The following is a 25,286-nucleotide window of genomic DNA, read 5'->3' as shown; positions in this document are numbered from 1 at the left end:
AAGCAATAGGTTTTGCAAGCTGAAAACTCTACTATGAAAATAATCGACACCTTTCAACGTTATAGCAAGTGGTGTCGATTGGCTTCAATACATTCACCTGATAGTAAAATATTTTACTTAAAATTCTCAACATTTCTGCTATGCTCAGGGTCAGCAGTGAGCGTAGCCGAAGGGTCAAGCTGTATTGCCTCTTTCTGTGTCTCCAGTTGCTCCCGTTGCTTGCCGTACTCCCGCAGCTGCTTCAAAAGGTTTTCTTGGGATGAGTTCGGCATAGACGGACTAGGAGTTGGCTGAACGTCGGTGTCGGTACTTGCAAAATTAGCCGCTGAGGGATTATTTTTGTAGATTGGTAGCGACTTGTCATTAATCGCCTGTTGGGTTGGTGCTGGGGTAGGAATTAGATTCTTTGGTTTGCTGACAGCAGCTTTTACCGAATCTAGAGTAGTGGCAACTTGCACTTGTTGCTGCATCTGTTGTGTAGAAGATACTAAACCACTTAAACCATTCACCAATTGCCGCAGATTTTTACGGAAATTAGGATCGCCTGTCAATTCATCTAAATCAGATGTAATTTTTTGGGTATTTTCAAAGGTTACTCGTGCTGAATCTAAAGTTTGTTGCAGCAACACCGCATTTTTTGGATCGTTTAAGCTTTTAGAAGCATCACGTAAATTAGCTGAAGCTTGGGCTGCATTTGCTGAAAGCGCTTCTAAATTGTTGAGTAATTGTCCTTGAGTCAATCGATTGATTGATGGTGATAAGCTACTGACTGTAACACGCAATTGGTTGCTGGTTTCGGTGATATTGTTTAACGCACCAACCAGAGTCGAACGATTTGTTGTCACCAAATTATCCAGGTTGTTCAGCAATCGATTTGCTTGAGTTGCAGTTGCACCAAATTTATTTACTGTTTGATTTGCAGATGCATTAAGTTGGTTTGTTGCCCGTTGTACTGAATTAGCCGTAGCGGAAAAGGTAGCAAGTTGTACTTGTAAGCTTTTGGTTAAACCTTGTAAATCCTGACTTAACTCAGTAAAACTGGATGCTGCGCCTGTGGTAGTTTCTAGAACCCTATTGATATTTCTATAAAATTTTGGATTATTGTATGCAGCAGCTAGGTCAGTGGAACTGCGAATTAAGGCATCAACACTGATGCCAACCTGACCTTGTAAGCGAGAGCCATTACAGACTATCAGAGTACTATCACAACTTTTATCTAGAGGTTTAGCAAGTGCAACCCCAGGAGGTAAGTTTGTTCTTGGTGTGATGTCAATAATACTTTCGCTAATTAATCCGCTTTGATTAGCTTCCACCACTACATTACGGGGGATAATTAGGTCAGTTTGGGCAATTTCAATCACTACATCAATAGCATTTGCCCCTGGTCGAACCTGAGAAATAGTTCCTACCTTAACGCCACGGTAGCGAACTGCTGCTCCCTTTTGCATTCCGCCAGCGTTGGCAAATTCTACAATAATTTTGTATGAACGGCCAGCAGCAGTGAATCTATTTAACCACAGAAAGAGTAAGCCAAATACCCCTAGTCCTAGCAGGAGTAATAACCCCACAGAACCTTCTCTAAATGTTCGCCCAGACGCGAAGCGACTTGTCATAAGACCTCGCATTTTTTTGCCTCCACCAACAACCAATAACCAATTAGGAGTTAGGAGTTAGGAATTAGGAATTAGTAGTTAAATTTAACTCCTCACTCCTCACTCCTCACTCCTCACTTTTAAGTTTCTAGCCGGCGACTTTAATCGGGCCTTGAACACTTCCACTGATAAATTGTCTGATCAAGGGATGTTCGGTGTTGTATATTTCACTAACTGTACCTTGCCACTGCACTTTACCTTCATAGAGAAATATAAGTCTATCAGATGTACGGCGGATAGTGCTGTCTTGGTGGGTAACAACAGCATAAGTACTACAAACTCCATGTAAGCATTGCAAGTGGCGGATTAAATCTTCGATGACTGTCGAGGCAATGGGATCGAGTCCGGCAGTTGGTTCGTCGTATAGTAGAACTTCTGGCCCTTCATTGGGATTATCAGGGTTAGACATAATCGCACGGGCAAAACTTACCCGTTTGCGCATTCCCCCGGAAAGTTCGGCTGGGTAGAGGTCGCCTATTTCTGGCAAACCTACCATCTCCAATTTTTCGTTTACCAAATTTCGGATGCGCGATCGCGGCAGCTTTGAATTTTGATAAAGTAAAAATCCCACATTTTCCTCCACTGTCAGCGAATCAAATAGGGCCGCCTGCTGAAACACCATACCAATGCCAACCTGCTGGCCACCATCCTCAATCAAACCCTCTCGCCGCACTCCTTGCACATAAATTTCTCCTTCATCAGGACTAAGTAACCCCGCTATTACTCGTAAGATAGTTGATTTCCCAGTCCCTGATGGCCCAATAATACCCAGTGCTTCTCCCCGATAAATAGTCAAGTCTACATTATCTAGAACTTTATGGCTACCAAAGGACTTAGAAACACCTTTCAGTTCAATCAATGGTTCAGTCATTAGTTATTTAGTCACTTGTACTGAGCGTAGCCGTTGGCGGAGCCTCTCGTAGAGAAGTATTGGTCATCAATCGCTGGTCATTAGTCAGTAGAAAATAAACAAATGACTACTGAGAACTAACAAAGGACAAATATGCCCAATAGTGATTTGATGGTGATTGGTAGGACATTGTATACTGTATTATAAGTAAATAATTAGCATTCTGATTAGCAAACTTTATTTTTCTAGCATAATATTTAGTTATTGGCGATGTTTATCGTCTCAAAATATCCTCAACCCCAAGCTGACGAAGACACCGTAGTAATTAAACATCTCAGTGATGTGAAAATAAAATTTCAGTTTTCTGTAGACATCAGCAAAGTCATTTATATATTATTAATATCCTACTTAACTTTATAACGATTCAGGTTGATACAAAATAGAAAAATCAAATTTAAGTTTTGAAAACAAAAAGGTTCAGACTCGCTATTTTTTATATCAGTCACAAACCTTGTTTTTCATTAATTATAAACTATGGTTATAAAAAATAGCTTCCTGCTATCCAAAGTTATTGTACTTATAGGACTAGTATTTGATTTTTGAAATTACTCGTAGAGGCAGGGAACAGGCAATAGGCAATAGGCAATAGTGAAGAAGAGGATTATAAGTGTACGGATTTTTTTCAGAAATCAAACCGGATTACTATATACCGTTTCTTTGTAAAGCTGCATATATTTACCCCCCGGCTACGCCGTCTCCCCGATGCCTTAGAGGGACTACAGGGGGATTTTATTATGTGCATCTTCATGCAGAATTGGTATTAGCATAATTCTTAAATAACTGGAAAGATTAATAGCATTACTCCCCAAGGGATTTGGCAAATTCAAAAAATATTTACTAAAATTGTAACAATTACTGTTAAAAATCAAAATAGAAATTATGAGTAGCCAATTAGAACAGTTTGCAAGTGATAATTCTTCTGGTATTTGTCCTGAAGCATTAGAATATATGATTAGGGCAAATCAAGGTAGTGTTCCAGCTTATGGAAATGATGAATGGACTCAAAAAGCAACAGATTATTTTCGGGAACTCTTTGAAATTGATTGTGAAGTATTTTTTACCTTTAACGGGACAGCCGCAAATTCTTTATCTTTAGCTGCTCTTTGCCAGTCATATCACAGCGTCATTTGCCATGAAACATCTCACATAGAAACAGATGAATGTGGCGCACCTGAATTTGCATCTAATGGCTCTAAACTGCTACTTGCTCACGGTAAGAATGGCAAATTAACATCACAGGCTATAGAGTCAATTGTCACCAAACGGACTGACATTCATTATCCCAAACCTAAAGTTATTAGTATTACACAATCAACTGAATTAGGAACTTTATATTCTATTGAAGAACTTTTAAGTATTAAAGAAGTTGCAAACAAATATAACTTAAAACTTCACATGGATGGCGCTCGTTTTGCAAATGCAGTTGCCGCTATGAATAAAAGCCCTGCTGAAATTACTTGGAAAACTGGAGTGGATGTATTGTGTTTTTGTGGTACCAAGAATGGAATGGCATTAGGTGAAGCCATTCTTTTCTTCAATAAAGCCCTAGCAGAAGATTTTGATTATCGATGCAAGCAAGCAGGCCAGCTAGCTTCAAAAATGCGGTTTATTTCGGCTCCTTGGTTGGGTTTATTAGAAACTGGTGCTTGGCTAAAAAATGCCAGACATGCTAATCAATGTGCTGAATACTTAGAAAATCAACTATTAAACATAGAAGGTGTTGACTTGATGTTTCCTAGAGAAGCCAACGCCGTATTTGCGAAATTACCTGAAGAAGTCATTCACAGCTTAAAAGCCAAGAACTGGCAGTTTTATACATTTATTGGTGTGGGAGGAGTACGTTTTATGTGTTCTTGGAACACTACTCAATCAAGGATTGATGAGTTGATTGATGATATTAAAAGCGCAACAATGAAATAAGTGCAGCAATCTGAAAATTTAATCCGATTTAGTTAAGGGTTGTTGGTGTAGATAATTGGTCTTTGAAGACGCGATAAATCGCGTCTCTACATGAGGGTTTTGTTGTTCATTCTCAACTGTATTGTTTTAAAATTCCTTCAGGTTGTTATAACTGATAATGTCAGCACTTACTTGGTATGTAACTTCAACTGTAATTTTGATTGGTGCCACAAACCCAAATGCTTATTTTTAGCATTAGCTTCTGCAATTAAAAATTGGGTTTTGCTCTCGTAGCAATTTTGTAAAGATTCTTGGTCAACGACGGCATTACCTGATTCTACCAAAAGGAGATTTACTGACCGATTATCTACAAACACTTCACCCGCTGGATGACCACTTTTGATTTGTTCTGTGCTTCTAATCACGACAGGAGTTTGAGGTGGTAGTAGCTTTTTTAGTTTTTGTGCTGCTGCTAAACCATAGCGTTTGTCAGTTGCTTCTGGTGCGTTAATACACGCTAACTTGACTATAGTTGTTTGTCCTGCATTATCTTTAACCAAAATTGTGTTCCCATCTGTAACACCAACTACTGTACCTAGCAGCAACATTAGTTGAAGTAATTCCATCATTTTATATGTAATATTTTATGCACAAATAGAATTTTATTTCGGTGCTTAGGTTACTAGTGTGATTTAGCTCACAATTTACAGATAAAAATTATCTAAATATTCTACTAGAGACATCGGCTATTTATATACAACAAAATTATGAGATTTTACTTAACTAAATTTAAATTCATACAACAATTAAATAGATAAAAATAAGTTGTATCATTGTAAGTAAAGTTAAATAATTCTATAAAATTATGCTTGCTTAACTTCAGTCTTTTACGGTTTCGATGATATTGTTGTACTTTAATTTAAGTTTGATGACCAGATTATCTGAGCAATTACTAGGAGCTTTATTCACTCTTTTAAAAGGATGTCTGAAAAGTTTTTTTATATACACTAACCTTTGGAGATACCCCTAAATCCACGCCACATGCTCCACTTGGAGAGACCCCAAGACCGCAGTGGCTCCCCTTAAAAAGGGGGACTTTAAGACTCTTACTTCCCCATCTTTTTTAAGGCATAAGGGGGTTAGGGGGGATCAACAAATATTTGATACTTCTCAGACATCCTCTAAAAGTCAACTCCACAGATTTACAAATTATCATTGTATTTTAAGAGTTTTAACTTCTAAATCCTAACTTTGTTTGTATGCCAGAACAACAGCAGTGGACTATAACAGCAACTGAACAACCACCAGAGTGGTTTATCCAAGCAGTGAAACAGTATACACCTGCATCAAGTGGACTGTATGCAGCGCAGTTGTTGTGGCAACGGGGTATTAAAGATCGTCAACAATTAACAGCTTTTATCAACTATAAAGTTTATCAACCAGCAAGTCCCTTTGAGTTTGGGCAAGAAATGCATTTGGCGATCGCACGCTTGCAACAAGCATATAATACTAAAGAAAAAATCGCCATTTGGGGAGACTTCGATGCCGATGGGATTACCGCTACATCGGTACTTTGGGATGGATTAGGACAGTTTTTTGCTCAAAATACTCAGTTAGTTTACTACATTCCCAATCGTCTGAAAGAATCCCACGGACTTAATAATCAAGGAATTGATAACTTAGCAAAACAAGGTTGCAAATTAATAGTTACTTGCGATACAGGTAGCACAAATGTTGAAGAAATTATCTATGCTAAACAGTTAGGTATAGATGTAATAGTTACAGACCATCACACTTTACCAGCCGAACGCCCACCTGTTGCAGCAATTATCAATCCCCGTTATTTTCCAAAAGAACATCAGTTATTTAATCTTTCTGGGGTGGCGGTAGCTTATAAGTTGGTAGAAGCGCTATATCAAAGCTTGCCTAATGTTGCCAAATATCCCTTAGAAGATTTATTAGATTTAGTTGCAGTTGGATTAATTGCCGATTTAGTGCAGTTAAGTGGAGATTGCCGTTACTTGGCACAGATGGGAATTCAACGACTACAAGAAGATTTTAAACAGCCAGCAGTAGCACGGCGGCGGCCAGGGGTGGGGCGATTATTAGAATTGTGCCAGAAAAGTGGCGATCGCCCCACAGATATTTCTTTTGGTTTGGGGCCAAGAATTAACGCCGTTAGTCGCATCCAAGGCGATGCCAGTTTTTGCGTGGAATTATTAACTAGTCGGGATGTCAAACGTTGTAACGAACTCGCCGAAGTTACAGAACTCGCCAACGCCCGCCGCAAATCTTTACAAAAAGATGTGCAAACACAAGTGGCGCAAAAACTTACTCAATTAGATTTATCAACCACCAGCGTCATTGTCTTAGAAGATGCCCAATGGCCTGCGGGTGTATTGGGTTTAGTTGCGGGACAGATAGCACAAGAAACAGGACGCCCGACAATTTTGTTGAGTACGGAAGGAGCAGGGGAAGCAGGGGAGCAGGGGAGCAGGGGAGCAGGGAGCAGGGAGCAGGGAGCAGGGGGAGCAGGGGAAGCAGGGGGAGAAATTACTTCTTTATCTTCTAACTCAGAACTCAGCACTCAGAACTCAGCACTCGTATTAGCTCGTGGTTCCGCTCGTTCGGTTAATTCTGTCGATTTATACCAGCTGGTGAAAGAGCAAGCACATTTATTACATCGCTTTGGGGGACATCCCTTTGCCGCTGGTTTGAGTTTGTTAGTGGAGAACATTCCTTTATTTACAGCGGCGATTAATCAGCAGTTGCGCCAATCTTTAGGTAGTACAACTTTAACGCCAACTGTACAAGCAGACTTGACGGTAACGGTAGCCGACTTGGGGAAAGAGTTATTTTTGGAACTGAAACTGTTAGAACCTTGTGGAATGGGTAATCCTGTTCCGAAATTGCTAATTCAAAACTGCTGGTTTGAAAATTCTTGGCATCGCAATCAGCAGGATTGGCAAGGGAAAAAGGTACAGTACATTAAAGCTGAGTTTGATATTCGGGATGATTCTAGCAGAAGTGCTTTTCCTGGCTTATGGTGGGGACACTACAAAGATGAATTGCCTATAGGAAGGTGTGATTGCATAGCAGAATTAGACTACAACACCTTCAAAAAACGTTATGAAATCAGATTGATTGCCGTGCGTTCTTCTGCTAACTCAGCACTCAACACTCAGCACTTACCACTCATCTTAGACTTACGGAATCAGGAACACTCAGCAACTCAACATGGGCTAAACGCCCCGCTACCGCTAACAGGGCTAATTATTGAAGATTGTCCCACGAATTGGGATGATTTACGTATGTGGTTGCGGCGATGTTTGGCGATCAGCCGCTCTACGTCTGGGCTTGAGAATCAGCAACAATTAGCGATCGCTTGGTCTAAACCTAACCATCAACCACCCAATCAAATTTGGCTGACTCTTGTCGGAATTGCTAAATATCTCAGTCGCACAAACCAAGTAGTTACCCGCAGACAACTTTTAGAGAAAATTGGCATCAGCGATCAAACCTTACTTGTCGGCATCAAAGCTTTAAAATATTTAGGGTTCACAGTTCAACGACAAGACCGTTCTTTACAAATTAGTTGGAATCCAAACGATAGTGCCGAAAACCTAGCTGACGAAGCAGTTGCACGATTTTTAGCTGCTGTCCGAGAAGAACAATTTCAGCAACAGTATTTTGCGGAAGTTCCTTTATCTACGATTGTGGCGATCGCTAGTTACGACAACAAATAAGTCCTATCGGATTCGATCCCGGAAGTTATATAGCTGTTGCCAGTAGAGTTAGGACACAGCAGATTTGAGAACAGATTCCATAGCTGGTCGTAAATCAGAACAAGAGGATAAGATGTGGCGAATACGACATTTAAGCCAAGCCCAACACTTTTCAATGCGGTTGAGGTCTGGAGAATAAGGCGGCAAATATAATAACTGACAACCTGCCTGCTCAATCAATTGGGCAATACGTCCGCCATGATGAAAGGTGGCATTATCAAGAATAATCACTTGTCCTGGTTGGAGTACAGGAATTAAGCAAGTGGAAACCCAAGTTTCAAAAACTATTCGATTACAAGCTCCTTCCACAGTAAATGGTGCCATCAACTGTTGTTGGCAGTAGGCAGCAATCATATTGACCCGACCCGTTCTGCGTCCTGACTTGAGTGCTTCAAACCTTTGACCTCGTTGACACCAGCCATAACCGTAATCATCCCGTGCATCCATTCCTGATTCATCTATATACACTCGTTGTGACTCTGGAATTAAATCTAATTGCTGGATAAAAATGGCACGTTTAGCCTGATCTCGTTCTCGGTATCCATAAGACTTTTTTTTCGAGACCAACCTATTTTTTTCAACCCTCGTGAAATCGTCCTCGGACTGATCTGACCTGACCATAGCTGTGCCATTTGCACTTGTGTCTTGTCCCCGTGCATTTGAGCAAACTGACTAAACTCCTCCCAATCTATAATTTTGGCGTTTGTTTTCTGGGGACGAGTCGGCTTAGGCTGGTAGTCTCCAGTTTCCGCCTGCCTTTGTAGCCATAGATTTATGGTGTTGCGACTGATTTGGAATACTTGCGCCGCCTCAGTTTTGGTCATGCCATCTAATACGATCGCATTGATTACTTTTTGTCTTAAATCATAACTGTAGGGTTTTGGCATCGACTGTATTTAATTTTCTCTTTTACCTTCTCAGTTTACGTCCTAACAGTCTTGTCCGTTGCTATATCAAGTCCGGCTAATTACTTTTACAGCGATTTTCAGGTAAATGAACCACAAATAGACCTCTCTCTAAACCTCTCTCCTATGAGGAGAGAGGTTTTGATTTTCTCCCCTTCCCTTGTAGGGAAGGGGCTGGGGGTTAGGTCTCATAATTGTGGTCTAAATAATGAAAACTGCTGTAATCACCGAATCTATGCAGAAAGCCCAAAAGCTCCTCTCCTCTGCACCGTTACTGTCTTAATAATAAGTCTTTACTGAACATGATATTACAGAAGTGTCCCAGAAGGCTGTTGCACCCTCTTGTTAAGAGTTTTTCCTTCTACAAAACCATCTCGACCAGTAATCAATCTAGAGCGACGATTACGAGTGATATAATTCCATCCCCACTGAATTGCTACTACTACTTTAGTGTCAAACTCAATTAAGAAGTAGATGTGAACTACTAGCCAAAAGAGCCAAGCAATAAAACCTTTGAGTTTGACTAAGCCTAAATCTACAACAGCTAAATTTTGCCCAATCATCGCTAAAGTACCTACGTCATTGTAACGAAATTGTGGCAAAGTCTCACCTTGCAACCTACGTTTAATGAGTTTAGCTACATACTCTCCTTGTTGTTTAGCTACAGGTGCAACACCAGGTAAGGGTTTACCATTTTGATGGGAAAAGTTGCCTAAATCTCCCACCACAAAAATGTTGTTATAACCCTTGATAGACAAGTCTGGTTCTACAATCACACGTCCGTCGCGATCGCACTCTACACCTGTACTTTTTGCTAGGGCTTTCCCCATAGGCGAACCTTGAACACCTGCTGCCCACAAGATAGTTTTTGAGGTAATTTCTGTCAATTCATCGCCTTGTCTGAAAGTAACGATGTTACCTTGAATATTTGTCACTCTGGTGTTGGTATAGACAGCCACACCCAACTTTTGCAAAGATTCTGCTGCTACTTTCGATAATTCTGGTGAAATGTGTGGGAGGATGCGATCGCCACCTTGCAATAGTAAAATTCTCGCTTCTGAGGTGTTGATGCTGCGGAAATCTTCTGTGAGAGTTTGGTATGCTAATTCTGCGATCGCGCCGGATAATTCTACACCGGTAGGCCCACCGCCGACAATCACAAAAGTCAACAAAGCACGGCGTTTTTCTGGATCGGTTTGTTTTTCTGCTGCTTCAAATGCCGAAAATATCTGGCGGCGCATTTCTATGGCATCTTCAACAGTTTTCAAGCCAGGAGCAAATTCTTTCCAATTATCTTTACCAAAATAGGAATGGTTAACACCTGTGGCGACAATCAAAGTGTCATAAGGTACTACTTCATCACCCAAAATAACTTGTTGCGCTTTTGGATCGATATCATTTACCTCTCCCAACAACACTTTTGTATTCTTGTTTTTGCTGAATACAGATCGTAATGGTGCAGAAATATCAGCAGGTGATAGCGTACCTGTGGCAACTTGATATAAAAGCGGCTGAAATAGATGAAAGTTACGTTTATCAATGAGAGTAACATCTACATTTGCTTTCTTCAAAGCTTTTGCTGTATACAGTCCACCAAAGCCGCCACCAACGATCACAACCCGATGTGGTGCATTCTTTTCAAGTGAGACTTCCATAATCAATATTTCCTTGTGTTAAGAAGTTGTAACTATTCTTAACAAAGATGTAACAGCATTATGAGAGTGGTTGCTGTCTATTTAGAACAATTGAAGAAATGATGAAAGTAGTCAAAGTTAGTTTTTCGAGGAAGGTAGTGTTTCGACTACGCGGCAGTTGAGCGTAGTCGAAACTCAACAACCGGGCAGAGGAAGGCTTGCCGTGAGCGTAGTCGAACGGGGGCAGGAGAAAACTGCGTAAGGGTACGATGACTCGCTAGCCGCCAGTCGTAGAGAATTCATTTTGAATTCTGACTCCTGACTCCTGACTCCTGAATTCTGTTCGATGGATCGAGCCGCTCAAAATGTGCTTTGAATAATTCCGCCATCTACTTGCAGCATGACTCCGTTCACAAATGAGGCTGCTGGTGAACTCAGAAATACCGCAACATTGGCAAACTCTTCAGGTGTCCCCATACGACCCAAAGGGACTGTCTCATTGATTCTAGCAATTTCTGCTTCTTTCGTTTCACCACTTTTAGTGATGCGGGCATCGATTAATTCTTCTACCCGTTCTGTATATGTCCAGCCTGGAAGAATACTGTTGACGCGAATTTTATCGCTACCCAGTTCTTGGCTGAGAGTTTTCGTTAAACCAATCACTGCTAATCGAATGGAATTAGATAAAACCAGATTTTGGACTGGTTGTTTAGTTGAGGTTGAGGTGATGGTCAGAATTGCTGGTGCGCTAGATTGGCGTAAGTGAGGTAAAGCATACTTTACCAGACGTACCGCACTCAGCAAAGTCAAGTCGAGCGAAGTTTCCCAAGTTGCCAAATCAATATCATCAAAAGTGCCAGCAGGTGGGCCTCCGGCGTTGGTAACGAGGATATCCAACCCGCCGAATTTTTCCACTGTGGCATTAATTATCCGTTCAATATCTTCTTGAATGGTAACGTCGGCACGCAGAGGTAGCACTTCTGTACCTGTTTCGCTTGCAATCTCCGCAGCAGTTTTGTCAATTAACTCACTGCGGGCGCAGATGGCAACTTTTGCACCCTCACGGGCAAATTGCCTCGCTGTAGCTTTGCCCAAACCTTTACTAGCAGCTGTCACTAAGGCGACTTTGCCACGGAGTTGCAAATCCATAATCTTGATTATTCTTGTTTACAACAATTGAAAGCCAAGGTTATTGAGAGCTTCACGCAAGCGATCGCGTCCTCTCAATGATTCTACAGTGGCGATGCGTTGGGCTGAGTGTTCTGACCAATCGCCAGGAACATTCATCTTTTGTTCAGTATAGAATTCTTTGATGATGTCGTTGTAGTGAGCGATCGCTTCTTCTTGTTCTGCCAATTTATAGGTTTCACGATGCAGCACAGCTGACTGGGGCAACCTTGGCTTAATCGCCGCTTCTACTTCAGGATTCGGATAGCCCACACACAGCCCAAATACAGCATACACAGAGGAGGGCAAATTCAATATCTGTGCTACCTCTTGCGGGCGGTTGCGAATTCCGCCAATATATACTGTTCCTAAACCGAGTGACTCAGCTGCAACTGCGGCATTTTGCGCCGCCAACGTTGCATCAATTGTTGCCATCACAAACATTTCCAAATATTCCAGCGCATCATGAGATATGCCGCGACTATCAGCAACGTGACTTAGACGCGCCAAATCTGCTAACCAAACCAAGAATAAAGGAACCTGCTTAATATGTGCTTGGTTTCCCGCTAGCTTGGATAACTCCTCTTTGCGCTGTCGATCTTCGACTGCTACCACACTCCAAGTTTGCAAATTCGAGGAAGTAGATGCAGATTGGGCGGCTGCAATTAGCAATTCCAGAGTTCCCGGTGGTAAAGGATCGGCTAGATAAGACCGAATTGAACGGTGAGATAGTAGTGCTGTTAGCGAATCATTCCATGCAATTTCGGGATTGAAGGGAATTTCACCGTAGCGCGATCGCAGTAGTTCTGTAGGATTAGTCATAATCAATTCCAAGATTTACATTTTCAAATTTGCTACTAATATCAATTTCATCTGTAGGTGCATACATTTCTATGCCCCTACAGCCGATTCATTGTACTAGTTTAAGTTTTTGGTGAGAAAGCAGCATATTCTTCTTTTGTCAACATTGCATCCTTCACATTTATCTGTTTGGGAATTAACTTCAATTTATAATATGTATCTGCAACACCTTGTTGTAGATTTATCAAATTATCGTCAATTGGTACAATCCCAAAAGTCCGTCTGTTAGTTGCTTTTTTCATCGTTTCTAAATCAATTCCTAACACAGGTGCGAGAGTTTTTGCTACCTCTTCTCGATTCTGTTTAGACCATTCTTCGAGATTTTTAATTTCCTCCACTATTGCCTTGACAGTTTGGGTATTTTCAGTGACAAATTTGCGAGTCATCAAATAATATCCTCCCTGTTTATTAATTCCTGTGCCATCAATCAGAACTCTGGCTTTAGTTGCCTCTTGAGCCGCAGCATAGAAAGGGTCCCAAATTACCCAAGCATCCACACTCCCTTTCACAAATGCAGCACGAGCATCAGCCGGAGCCAAATATTTAGGTTCAATGTCTGTATATTTCAATCCTGCTTTTTCTAAAGCTTGGACTAACAATAAATGGGCACTAGAACCTTTTTGAAAGGCAACTCTTTTGCCCTTCAAGTCAGTAACTTTTTGAATTTGCGAATTTTGAGGAACAAGAATTGCAGAACTAGCCGGAGTAGCCGCAGTACCAATAACGTAAGTTAGCGATGTTCCCGCTGCTTGGGCAAATATTGGCGGTGATTCTCCCACAGGGCCAATGTCAATACTACCCACATTCATGGCTTCTAGTAGTTGTGGGCCTGCTTGAAATTCAGTCCACTTTACAGTAATACCTTCTGGCGCCAGACGCTTTTCTAAAACACCCTTAGTCCTTAGCAAAATGGTAGATTTTTGATAGCCAAATCTGACTACTTTACTAGAAGCAGAATTAGCAACAGATGTGGCACTGGGATTAGGGACATTAACAGTCGGTGTCGATGAACAAGCAGCAAATAGCAAGCTCAGACAAAGACCTGTAACAAAAGCTCCCACTGTTGGTAAAGGGGAAGAAAAGAATAATTTATGCTGGTTGTTAAACGGGATATTCCTGAATTTTATCAACGATATCCACTTGGGAATTAAGCGGCGAAAGATTTGGTTAATCATCAAAATGATTTCTCTGAGATATATGAATACTATAAACTTATAGGTTTACCGGAGTATATAAATAAATTTTTAATTGACATCAAAATAGCGGGAAGTAAGTTAACTGGAAACTTCCCCGCCGATTATGCCAATGCCAAAAAACACAGCATTAATTTAGTAAATCAGGTTCTTCGCGTACAATGCGATCGTAAAGCGGCTGGAAACTGAACCACCCACTTACATGTGACCCCACTTGAGTTTGTGTTAAACGGGCTGTTTCGTGTTTGATAGTAGTGGGTCTACCCGCAGCTTCAGCCAACAGTTGGCCTTGGCACGATCGCTCTAAGCTAATGTACCAAAAGGCAGCTTCATCGACTGTATGTCCCACAGTTAAAATGCTATGGTTACGTAAAATTATGGCTTTCTTTGGCCCCAAGGCTTGCGCTAATCGCTGACCTTCAGAAGTTTCTAAAACAACACCTGTAAAATCGTCAAACAGGGCATGGTCTTCGTAAAAAGCACAAGAATCTTGAGTCAAGGGGTCAAGGAGACGCCCCAAACTAGACCAGGCTTTACCATAAAGTGAATGAGCGTGAGCCGCGGCGATGACATCAGGTCGAGCTTCATGAATCTGAGAATGGATGGCGAAAGCAGCTTGGTTTACCTCAGCATCGCCTTTAACCACTTCACCTTCTTTGTTAACTAAAATCAGGTCAGAAACTCGGATATGACCAAAGTATGCCCCGAATGGATTGACCCAAAAATGGTCTGTAAACTCAGGATCGCGAGCCGTAATATGGCCTGCGATTCCCTCACTGAAGCCAAACTTACCAAACAGGCGAAAGGCGGCGGCGAGACGTTGCTTGCGGTGGAGGCGTTCGTCTTCAACTCGCTCGAAAACTGGGGGTTTTGGTCTAATATAATTGGCCATGTTCTTTTTCCTCCTCTTCTTTACAGGGAGCGTTGGAATATCCAGAGCGAAAGGATTTGACGCTGTGAGATTCTGGGATGAACTGGTGACGCAAAATACAACCAGTATCATTACCTAAAATATGGATGGATACAGATGCGCTCTGGGATGTGGTTTTAACAGCGTGGATATCACCATCTGGTGGTAAGAGGCGGTAGATATCACCTGGTTGAAGGCTACGCACTTCAGTTACTTGTAATTGTGCGTGTCCTTCTACATCACTGTTATCTACACGGCGATAGACTGTTTCTTCTTGATCGCCCTTGTATAAACCAATCAATCCCCAAGCTAAATGATCGTGGACAGGAGTTGTTGAACCTGGGGGAATTACCAAACTGAATACCGACAGCGAACGATCTTTAGCGCGATAAAGCAGCCATTGACCAATACCGCCACCCATCCGGCTTTCGAGATTAACTTGGGCAAACTTTTGGGGTAGCCATTGCTGTTGGGCAAGGAGTTCTTGAAAATAGGGTTCTAATCTAGCGAGAGTTTGTGTGCGATCGTTAACAGCGCTAGCGCTAATTTCTTGCACTGTTGCTACAAAGGATCGTAGTTTTTGGCTCTCAATAAACCATTGGTCTTCTGGTAACGGTTCTAAAATAGTGTGGTTCGTCATCTATATTCCTCTGTTTAGGAGGCGGTAAAGATTAACTAATTACTAAGTTGTAAATCGTAATTAAGAATTCAATTACGATTTATTTTAATACCAGGATGAATCTTAAAGCCAAGTTGCTCAAGTTTTAGATGAGAAAGGGACTCCTTCAGAATGATAGTAAAAGGATATCGCTGAAATACAGTAGCTTTACCTTGTGACAATAGCAGCCTAGCATGGCTGATGCGTACTGGATATAACGGTTGTTTGTTGGCATCGAGAATCAATACTTTAGTCATACAATTTTGAATTTTGAATTTTAGATTGGGGACTGGGAATTGGAAAAATTCCCTTACTGAGTTAGGGAACAAGAAAATTATTCTTCCCGCTCCCTGCCCCCCGCCCCTGTGCTCCTACTTAGCGGTGGGGCAAATAGTTGCAGCAACATCTACCCTTTTCGGTAGAATCTTTTGCTCTAGCATCCAGTTTGCTGTCTTCTGGTTTTAATAACAGGTACTTACCTGCACCAGCCTGATTTACAGCAACTTTTTTACCTACAAGGTCAGCGGGCTTACGGTTAGGAGAATCACCACGGACTACGATCGCACTCGCCAATGATTCCGGTCTGGGACGCTGGACAGCCCCAATGCAAAGCTCCTGATCGGCAGCAATAGCTGACAATCCAGGAATGTCTCCACACCAGCCTATATCGGTTTTATTACTCCTTTTATTAAAGAAAAGATAAGAATGAGAGTCTATATGTCAACTCCAGCACTCTTGTCTTTACTGCTTATTTAGAAATATTCCAAGGAATAACTTATCCAATTCTGTGGGGTGTCTCGCAATCATTTGTAGTTAGATATTTTTATTGGGAAGTTTCTTAACTATGATGTTAGCTGCCTCAAGTACGGTAAGTCGGTCGAATAACCGTTGAATTAACTACAAGGGAAAATTATCACATACAAATTTAAAAAGCAAGTCGATTGTCATAATTCTGGATGGGAGCAACGTCAAAAGGTGGGATTGTCCATATCATCTAAATATGTATCGTTCGTCCACAATGCCAAAAAGCAAATATGGTCAACCTAGAAGCTGAAGATCGCAAACAATTAATAACTCTCCTCAAAGATTTACCAGAACTAGCTACAGAGCGATCGCGTCAGCAAATTTTGGAGCTAGCAGGTCTGAAACAGTTAATACCCACGATCGATCTTTCGGGTGCTTCATTTGTGGCAGTTAGTGAGATTGTTAGCTATCTATTTAATTACGGGCGTTTAACTTATGACCATGAGGCGCTGGGGCAGTTATTGAATACTTTGAAAAGCCTTATGGGAGTGCAGCAGCAAGAGTTTTTGGATAGGCTGCTGACTAAGTATGACATGATGACTCTGATCGCAAGATTACCTGCTATCAATCGGTGGCGAGGGGGAAAAACAACTTCAGATGTATTTTAGCTTAAAGTATTTTTTTAGACGTTTGGCAAAATAATTAGTCATCGCCGATGAGATATTTTATCAAAAGGGCGTAATTGCTTGTAAATGCAGGGTTTTTTCTAACTGTGGATGCTCGAAGCGAAGCTCTCTGGCGTGCAGATGTAACCGACTAGTAACTGCACGGCATCCATAAAGGCGATCGCCTAAAATAGTTATCCCAAGTCCTCGCGCATCAGCTGCATGAACCCTTAATTGATGAGTGCGTCCTGTTAGTGGCGTAAATTCTACGCGGGTATAGTCTCCTTCTCTCGCCATTATTTGGAAGTGTGTCAAGCTGGGTTTACCGTACTGCCAATCAACTTTTTGATATGGCCGATTTTCAGGATCTCCCCACAATGGCAGTTCAATTTTACCTTGCTCAATTGTCAAAACACCAGAAAGTATGGCTTCATAAACCTTGTGAACCTGGCGTTGCTGAAACTGCTGGCTGAGTTGCCGATGGGTTTGGCGATCGCGTGCTAACAACAAAATCCCGGAAGTTTCTCGATCTAAGCGATGCACAGATATAAGCGCCATCCCATCAGGTAACAAATGACGTAAGCGACTCAAAACACTATCTTGGCGATCGCGATAACGACCGGGTACTGAAAGTAATCCAGCAGGTTTGTTGACAGCAATCAGCCATTCATCTTCATAAATAATGGGTAAAGTGACCTCTGTGTACGCACATCTTGGCAATGTGGGTTTACCCCCCTTAATCCCCCCTTGTAAAGGGGGGAAATATCCGGTTCCTAGTTCTCCCTCTTGTAAAGGGGGGAAATATCCGGTTCCTAGTTCTCCCTCTTGTAAAGGGGGGAAATATTCGGTTCTCAGTTCTCCCCCTTGCCAAGGGGGAGTTAGAGGGGGTGAGAAGGACTTGTATATACACCGTAGCCTATCAGATGGGCTTCTTACTCCCTTTTCCCTAGCAGGGAGGGGAGGTTTCAAGCCTGAGAGCAAAAACCCCATCAATGGCTGACATCGCTCGGCACACGCTTCGTAAAATTCTCCCGGAATTTTATTCTGATTTGCAGAAGACTCACCCCACCAAAATTCTGCCATTGCTAAGGGTTTGAGATTATGTGTTGCCGCATAATGAAGCAGCTTTGGGGCACAACAGTCTCCTGTGCCAGTGGGAGAACCTCCTGGCATCAATTCTTGCAATGATTGCGATCGCCCGGAAAAATTAGTCAGGCTGTAGCTAGCGTGCATTTGAGCTTGCAATTGACAAGAAAGTGCTTTGCGCTGTTGTTTCAGTTCGCTAATTCGCGCATCCGTCGCTGCAATTAATTGCTGGAGGGGCTGTAATACAGCATTTTGTTGGCGTTTAAGTTGTCGTCGCTCAATTCCCTGTTGACGACTCTCTTCATCGAGTTGTTCAAGGGCAATAGTAAGCGCTTCGGCAGTGAGTGTATTGCAGATTTGCTGACGTTTTTCTTGTCGTTGATGTTTGCAATAGCGATGGCGATCGCTCATTGCTTGTAACTGCTGCTCAAAGTCATTAAACAGGATTTCATATTGCTGGCGTTCGGTTAGTTGCTTCAAGGTAATAATTTCTTGCTTAATCGCGTCCAACTGTGCCAAAGTACGGCTTTCCTCGAAAGCAACTTCATCTCGTCCCGGAATTGCCGGCACCCAGCCCTCAACGACACTGCAACTATTCAAAAGACCAGAAAAAGCTTTTAGTACCCGTTGTTCGCCATTAGACAGTTCAACTAATAAGATTCCATACATCTTGCCTTCACGGGAATAACAGTCATTCTTGGCAAGATGTTGCATTAGTCCGTGGGCGATCGCTTCGGACATTGAAGTGCGGGGTAATTTTAGGCAATCGCCAGTTTGCGGACAACACCCTTCGTACCAATAGCTACAAGATGAGTCAGCGATCGCAAAATCGCAGTCGATGAAATCTGAAAGTGGGTGCAGAACTACCATACAAAGTATGATTGCAAATCTAGCCGATCCTCCTAATATATATAGCGTTTATGGCATTGTGGGGAAAAGGGTAAGGGGTATGGTTCGACAAGCTCACCAACCAGGGTAAAGGTATGGAATTTTTCCCCTTTACCTTTTAAGGGACTTCCAGAAAATAAATTATCCCATTTCACCCCTATCAATACGACTTGCTCTCCCCCTGCTCCCTGCCCCACTTCGACTCATTTCGGCTACGCGGTAGTTGAGCGCAGTCGAAACTCAATGACCAACGCTCAGTGACCTCCTGCCCCCTGCCTTCTAAGCGACGGAATATTTTTTAATTGGAAATCCCTAACCTTTCCCCAACATCTTGGCATTTGTTACTTTTGTAAGAAGTCTATTGTGTTGAGTGCTTTTGGCAATTTGGCATCCAAAGTTTTTCTGTTGTAGTTTTAATTTATATATCAACAGGGTTACAGGGACATTGAGAAAATTCTACAAGGGATTAATTCCCATCTCAAAATCCCACCCAATGGCCAGTTGTTGACGTTCACGCTCTCCCAACCACCTTAAGGTGGATGCAGCACAAGCGTCACCGCTTCATCACCACAACTGGCTAGAAATCAAACAGAAAATATACAGTACGAATGCACTGACACAGATTTAAGTCGGGGGTGACAGTGTTTAAGTCTGTAGTTGTCTTAGTTTATAAAGGAGAAACACTACTTTACTTATTAATTTTTGTCAACAAATATCTCACACTGCAAAATTTAAATTAACTTGTTGTATTGTTTGTAACAATATATTAAAATTACACAAAAGTTTGACCGCGCAGAGGGTGCGTCCTGCGATCGCGAAGGTGTCATCAGCATCTTCTTTTGATACAACTTATGAAAATTTTGTTGGTAGAGGATGACGTATTACTGAGTACAGCACTCTTCGAGTTGTTGAGTGCAAATCATTATACTATCGACATTGCAAGCAATGGACAAGTTGGATTAGAACTAGCATTATCGACTGAATATGAGTTGATTTTGCTAGACTGGCTAATTCCAAAACTGGATGGGATTACCTTGTGTCGGCAACTGCGAAAGCAAGGCTACCGTAAATCTATTCTGTTGTTAACCGGGAAAAATTCTAATGCAGATATTGTGGCGGGGTTAGATGCCGGAGCAGATGATTACGTCATCAAACCCTTCGACCCAGAAGCATTACTAGCCAGAATTCGCTCTTTATTACGACGCAATGGGGCGATCTCATCATCTATTTTAACCTGGGGAAATCTCTCTTTAGATCCAAGTGCCGGCAGAGTAACTTGTAATGAGCAGGAAATTCTCCTCACAGCCACAGAATACAAACTGCTGGAGTTGTTTTTGCAAAACCCAGACCGGATCTTTAGTCGTGCAGTGATTCTAGATCGGCTTTGGGGATTTGGGGATGCACCGACTGAAAATGCAGTTACGACTCATATTAAAGACTTGCGCAAGAAACTGAAAACAGCAGGTATAGCAGAAGAATTTCTCGAAACGGTATATGGCATGGGCTATCGGATCAAGCCTGCACCTAATCGCCCCATGTCTGTTGGAGAAAAGAATCAATATGGAAAGAAAAAACCCAGCCCCAAAGATATGACTTCTGTAAATCGGGTGCTGGAGCGATTTCGTAATTCCTTTGTTGGACAGGTTGCAGTGCTAGAGCAAGCAAAAACCGCACTCTTGGCAGGAAATTTAAATGAAGATTTACAGCAGAATGCATTGCGTGAAGCTCATAAGCTAGCAGGTTCAATGGGGTCGTTCGGTTATCCAGAGGGTTCTCGCCTTGCACGGAAAATAGAGCATTTGCTGCTTGAAGATTCCTTGCTATCTCCAGAGCAAATCTCTAATTTCTCGCAACTGGTAACAGCATTACAGCAAGAGTTAACCAAGCCTGCTGTCACTTCCACTGCTCCAAGCGTCCCGATGAAGCAAACTCATCGGCTGTTAGTAATCGATAATGATACTATGCTGACAAAGCAGTTGCAAGCACAAGCCGATTCATGGGGAATCAGGATGAAGGTTGCACCAAACTTAGCAACCGCCCGATCGCTTTTTTCCTTAAAAACTCCTGATGCTGTTTTACTGGATTTGAGTTTTACAACAGCAGAGGAAGACGGATTAATATTATTGAGCGAGATAGTAGAGCGATCGCCAAATATCCCAGTTATTGTTTTTACCGGACGAGATAGCCTAGCAGAACGACTGAAAGTATCGCGTTTAGGAGCTAGACAATTTTTGCATAAACCGGCGACAACCGAGGAGATTTTTCAAGCGATCGCTCGTGTCTTACCTCAACCTCAAACTTCCGAAGCCAAAGTTTTGATTGTAGACGACGATCCTGTAATGCTGGCTGGATTATCGGCGTTGTTAACTCCTTGGGGACTGGAAGTAATCACCCTTTCCCAATCACAACAATTTTGGAAAGTGCTGATTGCAACATCCCCAGACTTGGTGGTGCTAGATTTAGAAATGCCGATAGTGAACGGATTAGAGTTGTGCAAAGTCGTGCGCCAGGATGCCCAGTGGGGAGATTTACCGATTTTAGTAGTTACAGCCCATACGGAAGCAGAATTTCTTCAACAAGCTTTTGCTGCCGGAGCCGATGATTTTATCAGCAAGCCAGTGCTAGGGCCAGAACTTGTGACACGCGTACTGAGCCGCATTCAAAGAACTCGTTGGCGCTCTCAGGCAGGGAGAAGTAAAGCGTGATCGGAAATTATCAGCAATTATTAGCTTACGGTGTGGCTATTGGTTCAGCTGCGATCGCCCTGCTGCTGTCACTCTGGCTAGAACTGCTGCTTTCTCGAACCATTGGTGCTTTTTTCTATATAGCTATTATTGTAAGTACTTGGTATGGTGGCTTTCGACCAGGGATCGTTACAGTTGTCCTTTCCACACTGGCAATTGATTATTACTTAATTCCCCCTCAATATCAACTGAGGATTAATCAACCAGGAGATATATTACGGCTAGGTCTTTTCCTCCTAGTTGCCTTGATAATTAACCTGGTGACAGGCAATCTTCAGTACAGCAGACGGAAGATTCAACAACTCAACCAACAATTGTCTCAAGAAAATGCCGAGCAACTGCGGATAGCTCTTGACGAGCGCAAACAAGCACAAGAAACGCTGCAACAGCAATTTGAGCAACAGCGCTTAGTGATGGAGATCAGCCAGCGTATCCGGCGATCGCTCAATTTACAAGATATCTTGCAAACTACTGTTGATGAAGTGCGGCAATTTCTGGAGTGCGATCGCGTCACTATCTTCCAATTTTATCCAGGTTGGGGAGGAACGATTGTGATTGAGTCTGTTGCACCGGACTGCATGGCTCTTTTACCACTCCAGATTTATGACCCTTGCATTGGTGAAGAAAACGTCGAACCCTTTAAACAAGGCTTAGTCACTGCGAAAACTGATATTTATACTGCTGGAATTAGTCCCTGTCACGTTGAATTTTTGGAAAGTCTCCAAGTGAGGGCAAATCTGGTGGTTCCTGTTTCCGTAGGAGATGAATTGTGGGGATTATTAGCAGCTCATCAATGTAAGGCTCCTCGTGAGTGGCAATCTTCAGAAATTTCTCTGTTGCGGCAGTTGGGAGCGCAGGTAAGCATTGCTATCCAGCAAGCAGCTTTGTTCAAACAGTTACAGGCAGAACTAACAGAGCGCAAACAGGCAGAAATTGACCTACAACAACTGAATACCGAACTTGAGCAACGGGTGCAAGAACGCACTGCCCAACTGACAGAGACGAACGATCGCCTGCGAAAAACAGTTATAGAGCAGCAACAAACCCAACTCACACTTTTAGAACAAGCGCAAATGCTGGAGCTTCAGGCTGTAATCACCCGAAATATGGGGGAAGGCATTTGCTTAGTAAGAATTGATAATGCAATCATTGTCTATGCCAATCCGAAATTTGAGCAGATGTTTGGCTATGACTCTGGTGAACTCAACGGTCAACACGTTTCGATTGCGAACTGTGTCACCAAATCAGTAACTACTCAAAATGTAAATCAAGCCACTTTGTCTGCCGTTTTACAAAATACTGAAGCCACCTACGAAGTCCAGAATCTTAAAAAAGATGGTACACCATTTTGGTGTAGTGTGACCGCTTCGGTATTCAGACATCCCGACTACGGCGACGTTCTGGTTGCGGTTCACCAAGATATCACTGAGCGCAAACGCATCGAAGATGCTTTACGCCACAGCGAAGAAAAATTTCGTCAGCTGGCAGAAAACATCCAAGCAGTATTTTGGATGACCGATATTCAAAATCAGCAAGTTCTATATGTGAGCAATGCATACCAAACCATCTGGCAAAAAAATTGTGAGGACTTGTATCGCGACTATTCAAATTGGTTAGATGCAATTCACCCAGAAGATCGCCAGCGCGTCGAAATTGAACTCATTGAACAGATGAAAGCAGGGCAATACGATAAAAAATATCGCATTATCCGCCCTGATGGTTCAATCCGTTGGATTCGCGATCGCGCATTTCCGATCAAAAATGAATTCGGCGAGGTAGTTCGGATTGCTGGGATTGCCGAAGATATCACTGAACTAGAGCAGATTAATTCGATCAAGAGTGAGTTTATTGGCATCGTTAGTCACGAACTCCGCACTCCCTTAACTGCAATTCGCGCCGCATTGGGTTTACTACAAACTGGTATCTACGATAAAAAACCAGATAAATTCAAGCGGATGATTGAGATTGCAGCCATCGACAGCGATCGCTTAGTGCGTCTTGTCAACGATATTCTCGATTTGGAACGCTTAGAATCGGATCGAGCTGTCTTAGAAAAAACCATCTGCAATGCGGCTGATTTAATTCAACAAGCAGTAGCAGGACTGCAAGCGATCGCCAATCAGCAAAATATCACCTTTAATATCCACCCGACTAATGCTCAAGTTTGGGCGGCTCCTGATGCTATTGTGCAAACACTTACTAATTTGTTAGGTAATGCGATTAAATTCTCGCCTGTCGATTCTACTATTACCCTCAGTGTCCAACAGCAAACAGACCGCGTACTATTCCAAATAACGGATCGAGGTCGAGGTATTCCAGCAGACAAGTTAGAAGCAATCTTTGGAAGATTTCAGCAAGTAGATGCCTCTGATTCTCGCACCAAAGGCGGCACAGGCTTGGGATTGGCAATCTGTCGTAGTATTATTGATCGGCACGGTGGGCAAATCTGGGCTGAAAGTACTCTTGGTGTTGGCAGCACGTTTTTCTTCACTCTACCATTGCCGGGGAATTAGGCAGGGGGCAGGGGGCAGGGGGCAGGGGGGCAGGGAGCAGGGGGGCAGGGAGCAGGGAGCAGGGGGCAGGGAGCAGAGAGCAGGAGGTCACTGAGCGTAGTCGAAGTGGGGCAGGGAGCAGGGGGAGAATAATAAATAACTAATGACAAATGACAAATGACAAATGACAAAAAAATTGTTAATTGTGGATGATGAAGAACGAATCCGCGAATTAGTGCAAGCTTGTTTAGAAGACTTGGGAGGATGGGACACCCTGACAGCTGCATCTGGGTCAGAAGGATTAAAAATTGCCCAGATGGAACCTATTGATGCCATTCTACTTGATGTCTCTATGCCTGACATGGACGGCTTTGCAGTCTACGAAAAACTTCAGGCAAATTCAGGAACCGAAGCTATACCAGTGATTTTGTTAACAGCGAAAGTCCAAGGGAGCGATATCGCGCCCGTTTCGCCCAGATGGGAATTGCTGGAATCATCACCAAACCTTTTGAACCCACCTCTATTTGCAACGAAGTTAGTGAGATTCTGGGGTGGAACGATTAATAATTAAGTTTGGTAACGAAATCTATATCTTTATTAGTTTTTTATTTTTGTAATGTATTTTTTTGGTTACAGATAAAAACCTTTTATCTGTAATCAAAAAAGGTATATGAAATCAAATGAATATGCTAAAGGAGGTAAATATAATCGGCAAAACGATATTGCTCATTGATGATGAACTGCATGTCCGTGAGATAGTAAAATTTTGCCTCCAAGATTTAGCTGGTTGGAATGTGGTGACAGCAGATTCTCCATTAGAAGGATTGCAGAATGCAGTACACCATACTCCTGATGCGATTGTATTAGATATCTCAATTCACGATCTGGCTAGTTTTGAGTTTATGAATAAACTAAGAAATCATCCAGAAACTCAAGCTATTCCTGTACTGTTGCTCAGTGCGAAAGCGCGATGGTTGGATTCGCAAATTTTGCGACAGTATCAAGTTGCAGGTGTAATTCTCAAACCCTTTAATCCAGTTACCCTCCCGTCTCAAGTTGCTCAATTGCTGGGTTGGGATTTTACCTGACTAAA

General features: G+C 42.4%; 19 protein-coding genes and 1 pseudogene. 7 read left to right on the top strand and 13 right to left on the bottom strand.

The window, feature by feature from the left end; all coding sequences use genetic code 11:
• Positions 1-113: 113 nt before the first annotated feature.
• The gene (locus tag NSTC731_RS02120) at positions 114-1,625 is read right to left on the bottom strand and encodes an MlaD family protein (RefSeq protein WP_445629412.1); all 1,512 of its coding nucleotides are present in this window, start codon (positions 1,623-1,625) and stop codon (positions 114-116) included.
• Between the two features lie 115 nt (positions 1,626-1,740).
• Positions 1,741-2,523 carry an ABC transporter ATP-binding protein gene (locus NSTC731_RS02115; RefSeq protein ID WP_445629411.1) on the bottom strand — a complete coding sequence of 261 codons (783 nt, stop codon included), beginning with the start codon at positions 2,521-2,523 and terminating at the stop codon, positions 1,741-1,743.
• 918 nt (positions 2,524-3,441) lie between these two features.
• Here NSTC731_RS02115 and NSTC731_RS02110 point away from each other — a divergent pair.
• The gene (locus NSTC731_RS02110) at positions 3,442-4,482 is read left to right on the top strand and encodes a threonine aldolase family protein (RefSeq protein WP_445629410.1); all 1,041 of its coding nucleotides are present in this window, start codon (positions 3,442-3,444) and stop codon (positions 4,480-4,482) included.
• 167 nt (positions 4,483-4,649) lie between these two features.
• Here NSTC731_RS02110 and NSTC731_RS02105 read toward each other — a convergent pair whose 3' ends face one another.
• Positions 4,650-5,090: a thermonuclease family protein gene (locus NSTC731_RS02105; RefSeq protein ID WP_445629409.1), complete on the bottom strand. Its 441-nt coding sequence runs from the start codon at positions 5,088-5,090 to the stop codon at positions 4,650-4,652.
• Positions 5,091-5,720: 630 nt separating this feature from the next.
• Here NSTC731_RS02105 and NSTC731_RS02100 point away from each other — a divergent pair.
• Positions 5,721-8,207: a single-stranded-DNA-specific exonuclease RecJ gene (locus NSTC731_RS02100; protein WP_445629408.1), complete on the top strand. Its 2,487-nt coding sequence runs from the start codon at positions 5,721-5,723 to the stop codon at positions 8,205-8,207.
• A gap of 48 nt (positions 8,208-8,255) precedes the next feature.
• Here NSTC731_RS02100 and NSTC731_RS02095 read toward each other — a convergent pair.
• The 9 genes from NSTC731_RS02095 to NSTC731_RS02055 all read right to left on the bottom strand — a co-directional run bounded on the left by NSTC731_RS02095 (position 8,256) and on the right by NSTC731_RS02055 (position 16,213).
• A protein-coding gene (locus tag NSTC731_RS02095) for an IS630 family transposase (protein ID WP_445626187.1) occupies positions 8,256-9,133 on the bottom strand; the annotation gives its coding sequence in 2 pieces (ribosomal slippage) (positions 8,256-8,801 and positions 8,804-9,133; 876 coding nt in all).
• Positions 9,134-9,459: 326 nt separating this feature from the next.
• Complete coding sequence (locus NSTC731_RS02090) at positions 9,460-10,806, bottom strand: NAD(P)/FAD-dependent oxidoreductase (protein ID WP_445629407.1); 1,347 nt, start codon at positions 10,804-10,806, stop codon at positions 9,460-9,462.
• Between the two features lie 339 nt (positions 10,807-11,145).
• Entirely contained in the window at positions 11,146-11,934 is a 789-nt protein-coding gene (locus tag NSTC731_RS02085) for an SDR family oxidoreductase (protein ID WP_445629406.1), read from the bottom strand.
• Between the two features lie 18 nt (positions 11,935-11,952).
• Positions 11,953-12,774 carry an NADPH-dependent oxidoreductase gene (locus NSTC731_RS02080; RefSeq protein ID WP_445629405.1) on the bottom strand — a complete coding sequence of 274 codons (822 nt, stop codon included), beginning with the start codon at positions 12,772-12,774 and terminating at the stop codon, positions 11,953-11,955.
• 101 nt (positions 12,775-12,875) lie between these two features.
• The gene (locus tag NSTC731_RS02075; RefSeq protein WP_445629404.1) at positions 12,876-13,988 is read right to left on the bottom strand and encodes a sulfonate ABC transporter substrate-binding protein; all 1,113 of its coding nucleotides are present in this window, start codon (positions 13,986-13,988) and stop codon (positions 12,876-12,878) included.
• A gap of 148 nt (positions 13,989-14,136) precedes the next feature.
• Positions 14,137-14,898, bottom strand: a complete 762-nt coding sequence (locus NSTC731_RS02070; RefSeq protein ID WP_322695135.1) for a class II aldolase/adducin family protein — start codon at positions 14,896-14,898, stop codon at positions 14,137-14,139.
• Complete coding sequence (locus tag NSTC731_RS02065; protein WP_445629403.1) at positions 14,882-15,556, bottom strand: cysteine dioxygenase family protein; 675 nt, start codon at positions 15,554-15,556, stop codon at positions 14,882-14,884. Before NSTC731_RS02065 ends, NSTC731_RS02070 begins: the two co-directional genes overlap by 17 nt.
• A gap of 68 nt (positions 15,557-15,624) precedes the next feature.
• Positions 15,625-15,831 carry an RRXRR domain-containing protein gene (locus tag NSTC731_RS02060; RefSeq protein ID WP_445629402.1) on the bottom strand — a complete coding sequence of 69 codons (207 nt, stop codon included), beginning with the start codon at positions 15,829-15,831 and terminating at the stop codon, positions 15,625-15,627.
• A gap of 118 nt (positions 15,832-15,949) precedes the next feature.
• Positions 15,950-16,213, bottom strand: a complete 264-nt coding sequence (locus tag NSTC731_RS02055) for a hypothetical protein (protein ID WP_445629401.1) — start codon at positions 16,211-16,213, stop codon at positions 15,950-15,952.
• Between the two features lie 395 nt (positions 16,214-16,608).
• Between NSTC731_RS02055 and NSTC731_RS02050 the strand changes: the two genes are divergently transcribed.
• Positions 16,609-16,986, top strand: a complete 378-nt coding sequence (locus tag NSTC731_RS02050) for a hypothetical protein (protein WP_445629400.1) — start codon at positions 16,609-16,611, stop codon at positions 16,984-16,986.
• A gap of 60 nt (positions 16,987-17,046) precedes the next feature.
• Here the strand turns inward: NSTC731_RS02050 and NSTC731_RS02045 are convergent, their stop codons facing one another.
• Positions 17,047-18,939 (bottom strand): pseudouridine synthase, encoded by a 1,893-nt coding sequence (locus tag NSTC731_RS02045; protein WP_445629399.1) that lies wholly within the window; start codon positions 18,937-18,939, stop codon positions 17,047-17,049.
• Between the two features lie 869 nt (positions 18,940-19,808).
• Here NSTC731_RS02045 and NSTC731_RS02040 point away from each other — a divergent pair.
• From NSTC731_RS02040 to NSTC731_RS02025, 4 genes and pseudogenes are all read left to right on the top strand, one after another.
• Positions 19,809-21,662, top strand: a complete 1,854-nt coding sequence (locus NSTC731_RS02040) for a response regulator (RefSeq protein WP_445629398.1) — start codon at positions 19,809-19,811, stop codon at positions 21,660-21,662.
• Positions 21,659-24,214 (top strand): ATP-binding protein, encoded by a 2,556-nt coding sequence (locus tag NSTC731_RS02035; protein ID WP_445629397.1) that lies wholly within the window; start codon positions 21,659-21,661, stop codon positions 24,212-24,214. Before NSTC731_RS02040 ends, NSTC731_RS02035 begins: the two co-directional genes overlap by 4 nt.
• A 163-nt stretch (positions 24,215-24,377) precedes the next feature.
• Positions 24,378-24,757 (top strand): annotated as a pseudogene (locus tag NSTC731_RS02030) (response regulator).
• 116 nt (positions 24,758-24,873) lie between these two features.
• Entirely contained in the window at positions 24,874-25,281 is a 408-nt protein-coding gene (locus NSTC731_RS02025) for a response regulator (RefSeq protein WP_445629396.1), read from the top strand.
• Positions 25,282-25,286 lie beyond the last annotated feature (5 nt).

The organism is Nostoc sp. DSM 114167, assembly GCF_052692655.1.
The sequence above is the reverse complement of the archived record's forward strand: the minus strand, read 5'-3'. Positions and strand labels throughout refer to the sequence as shown.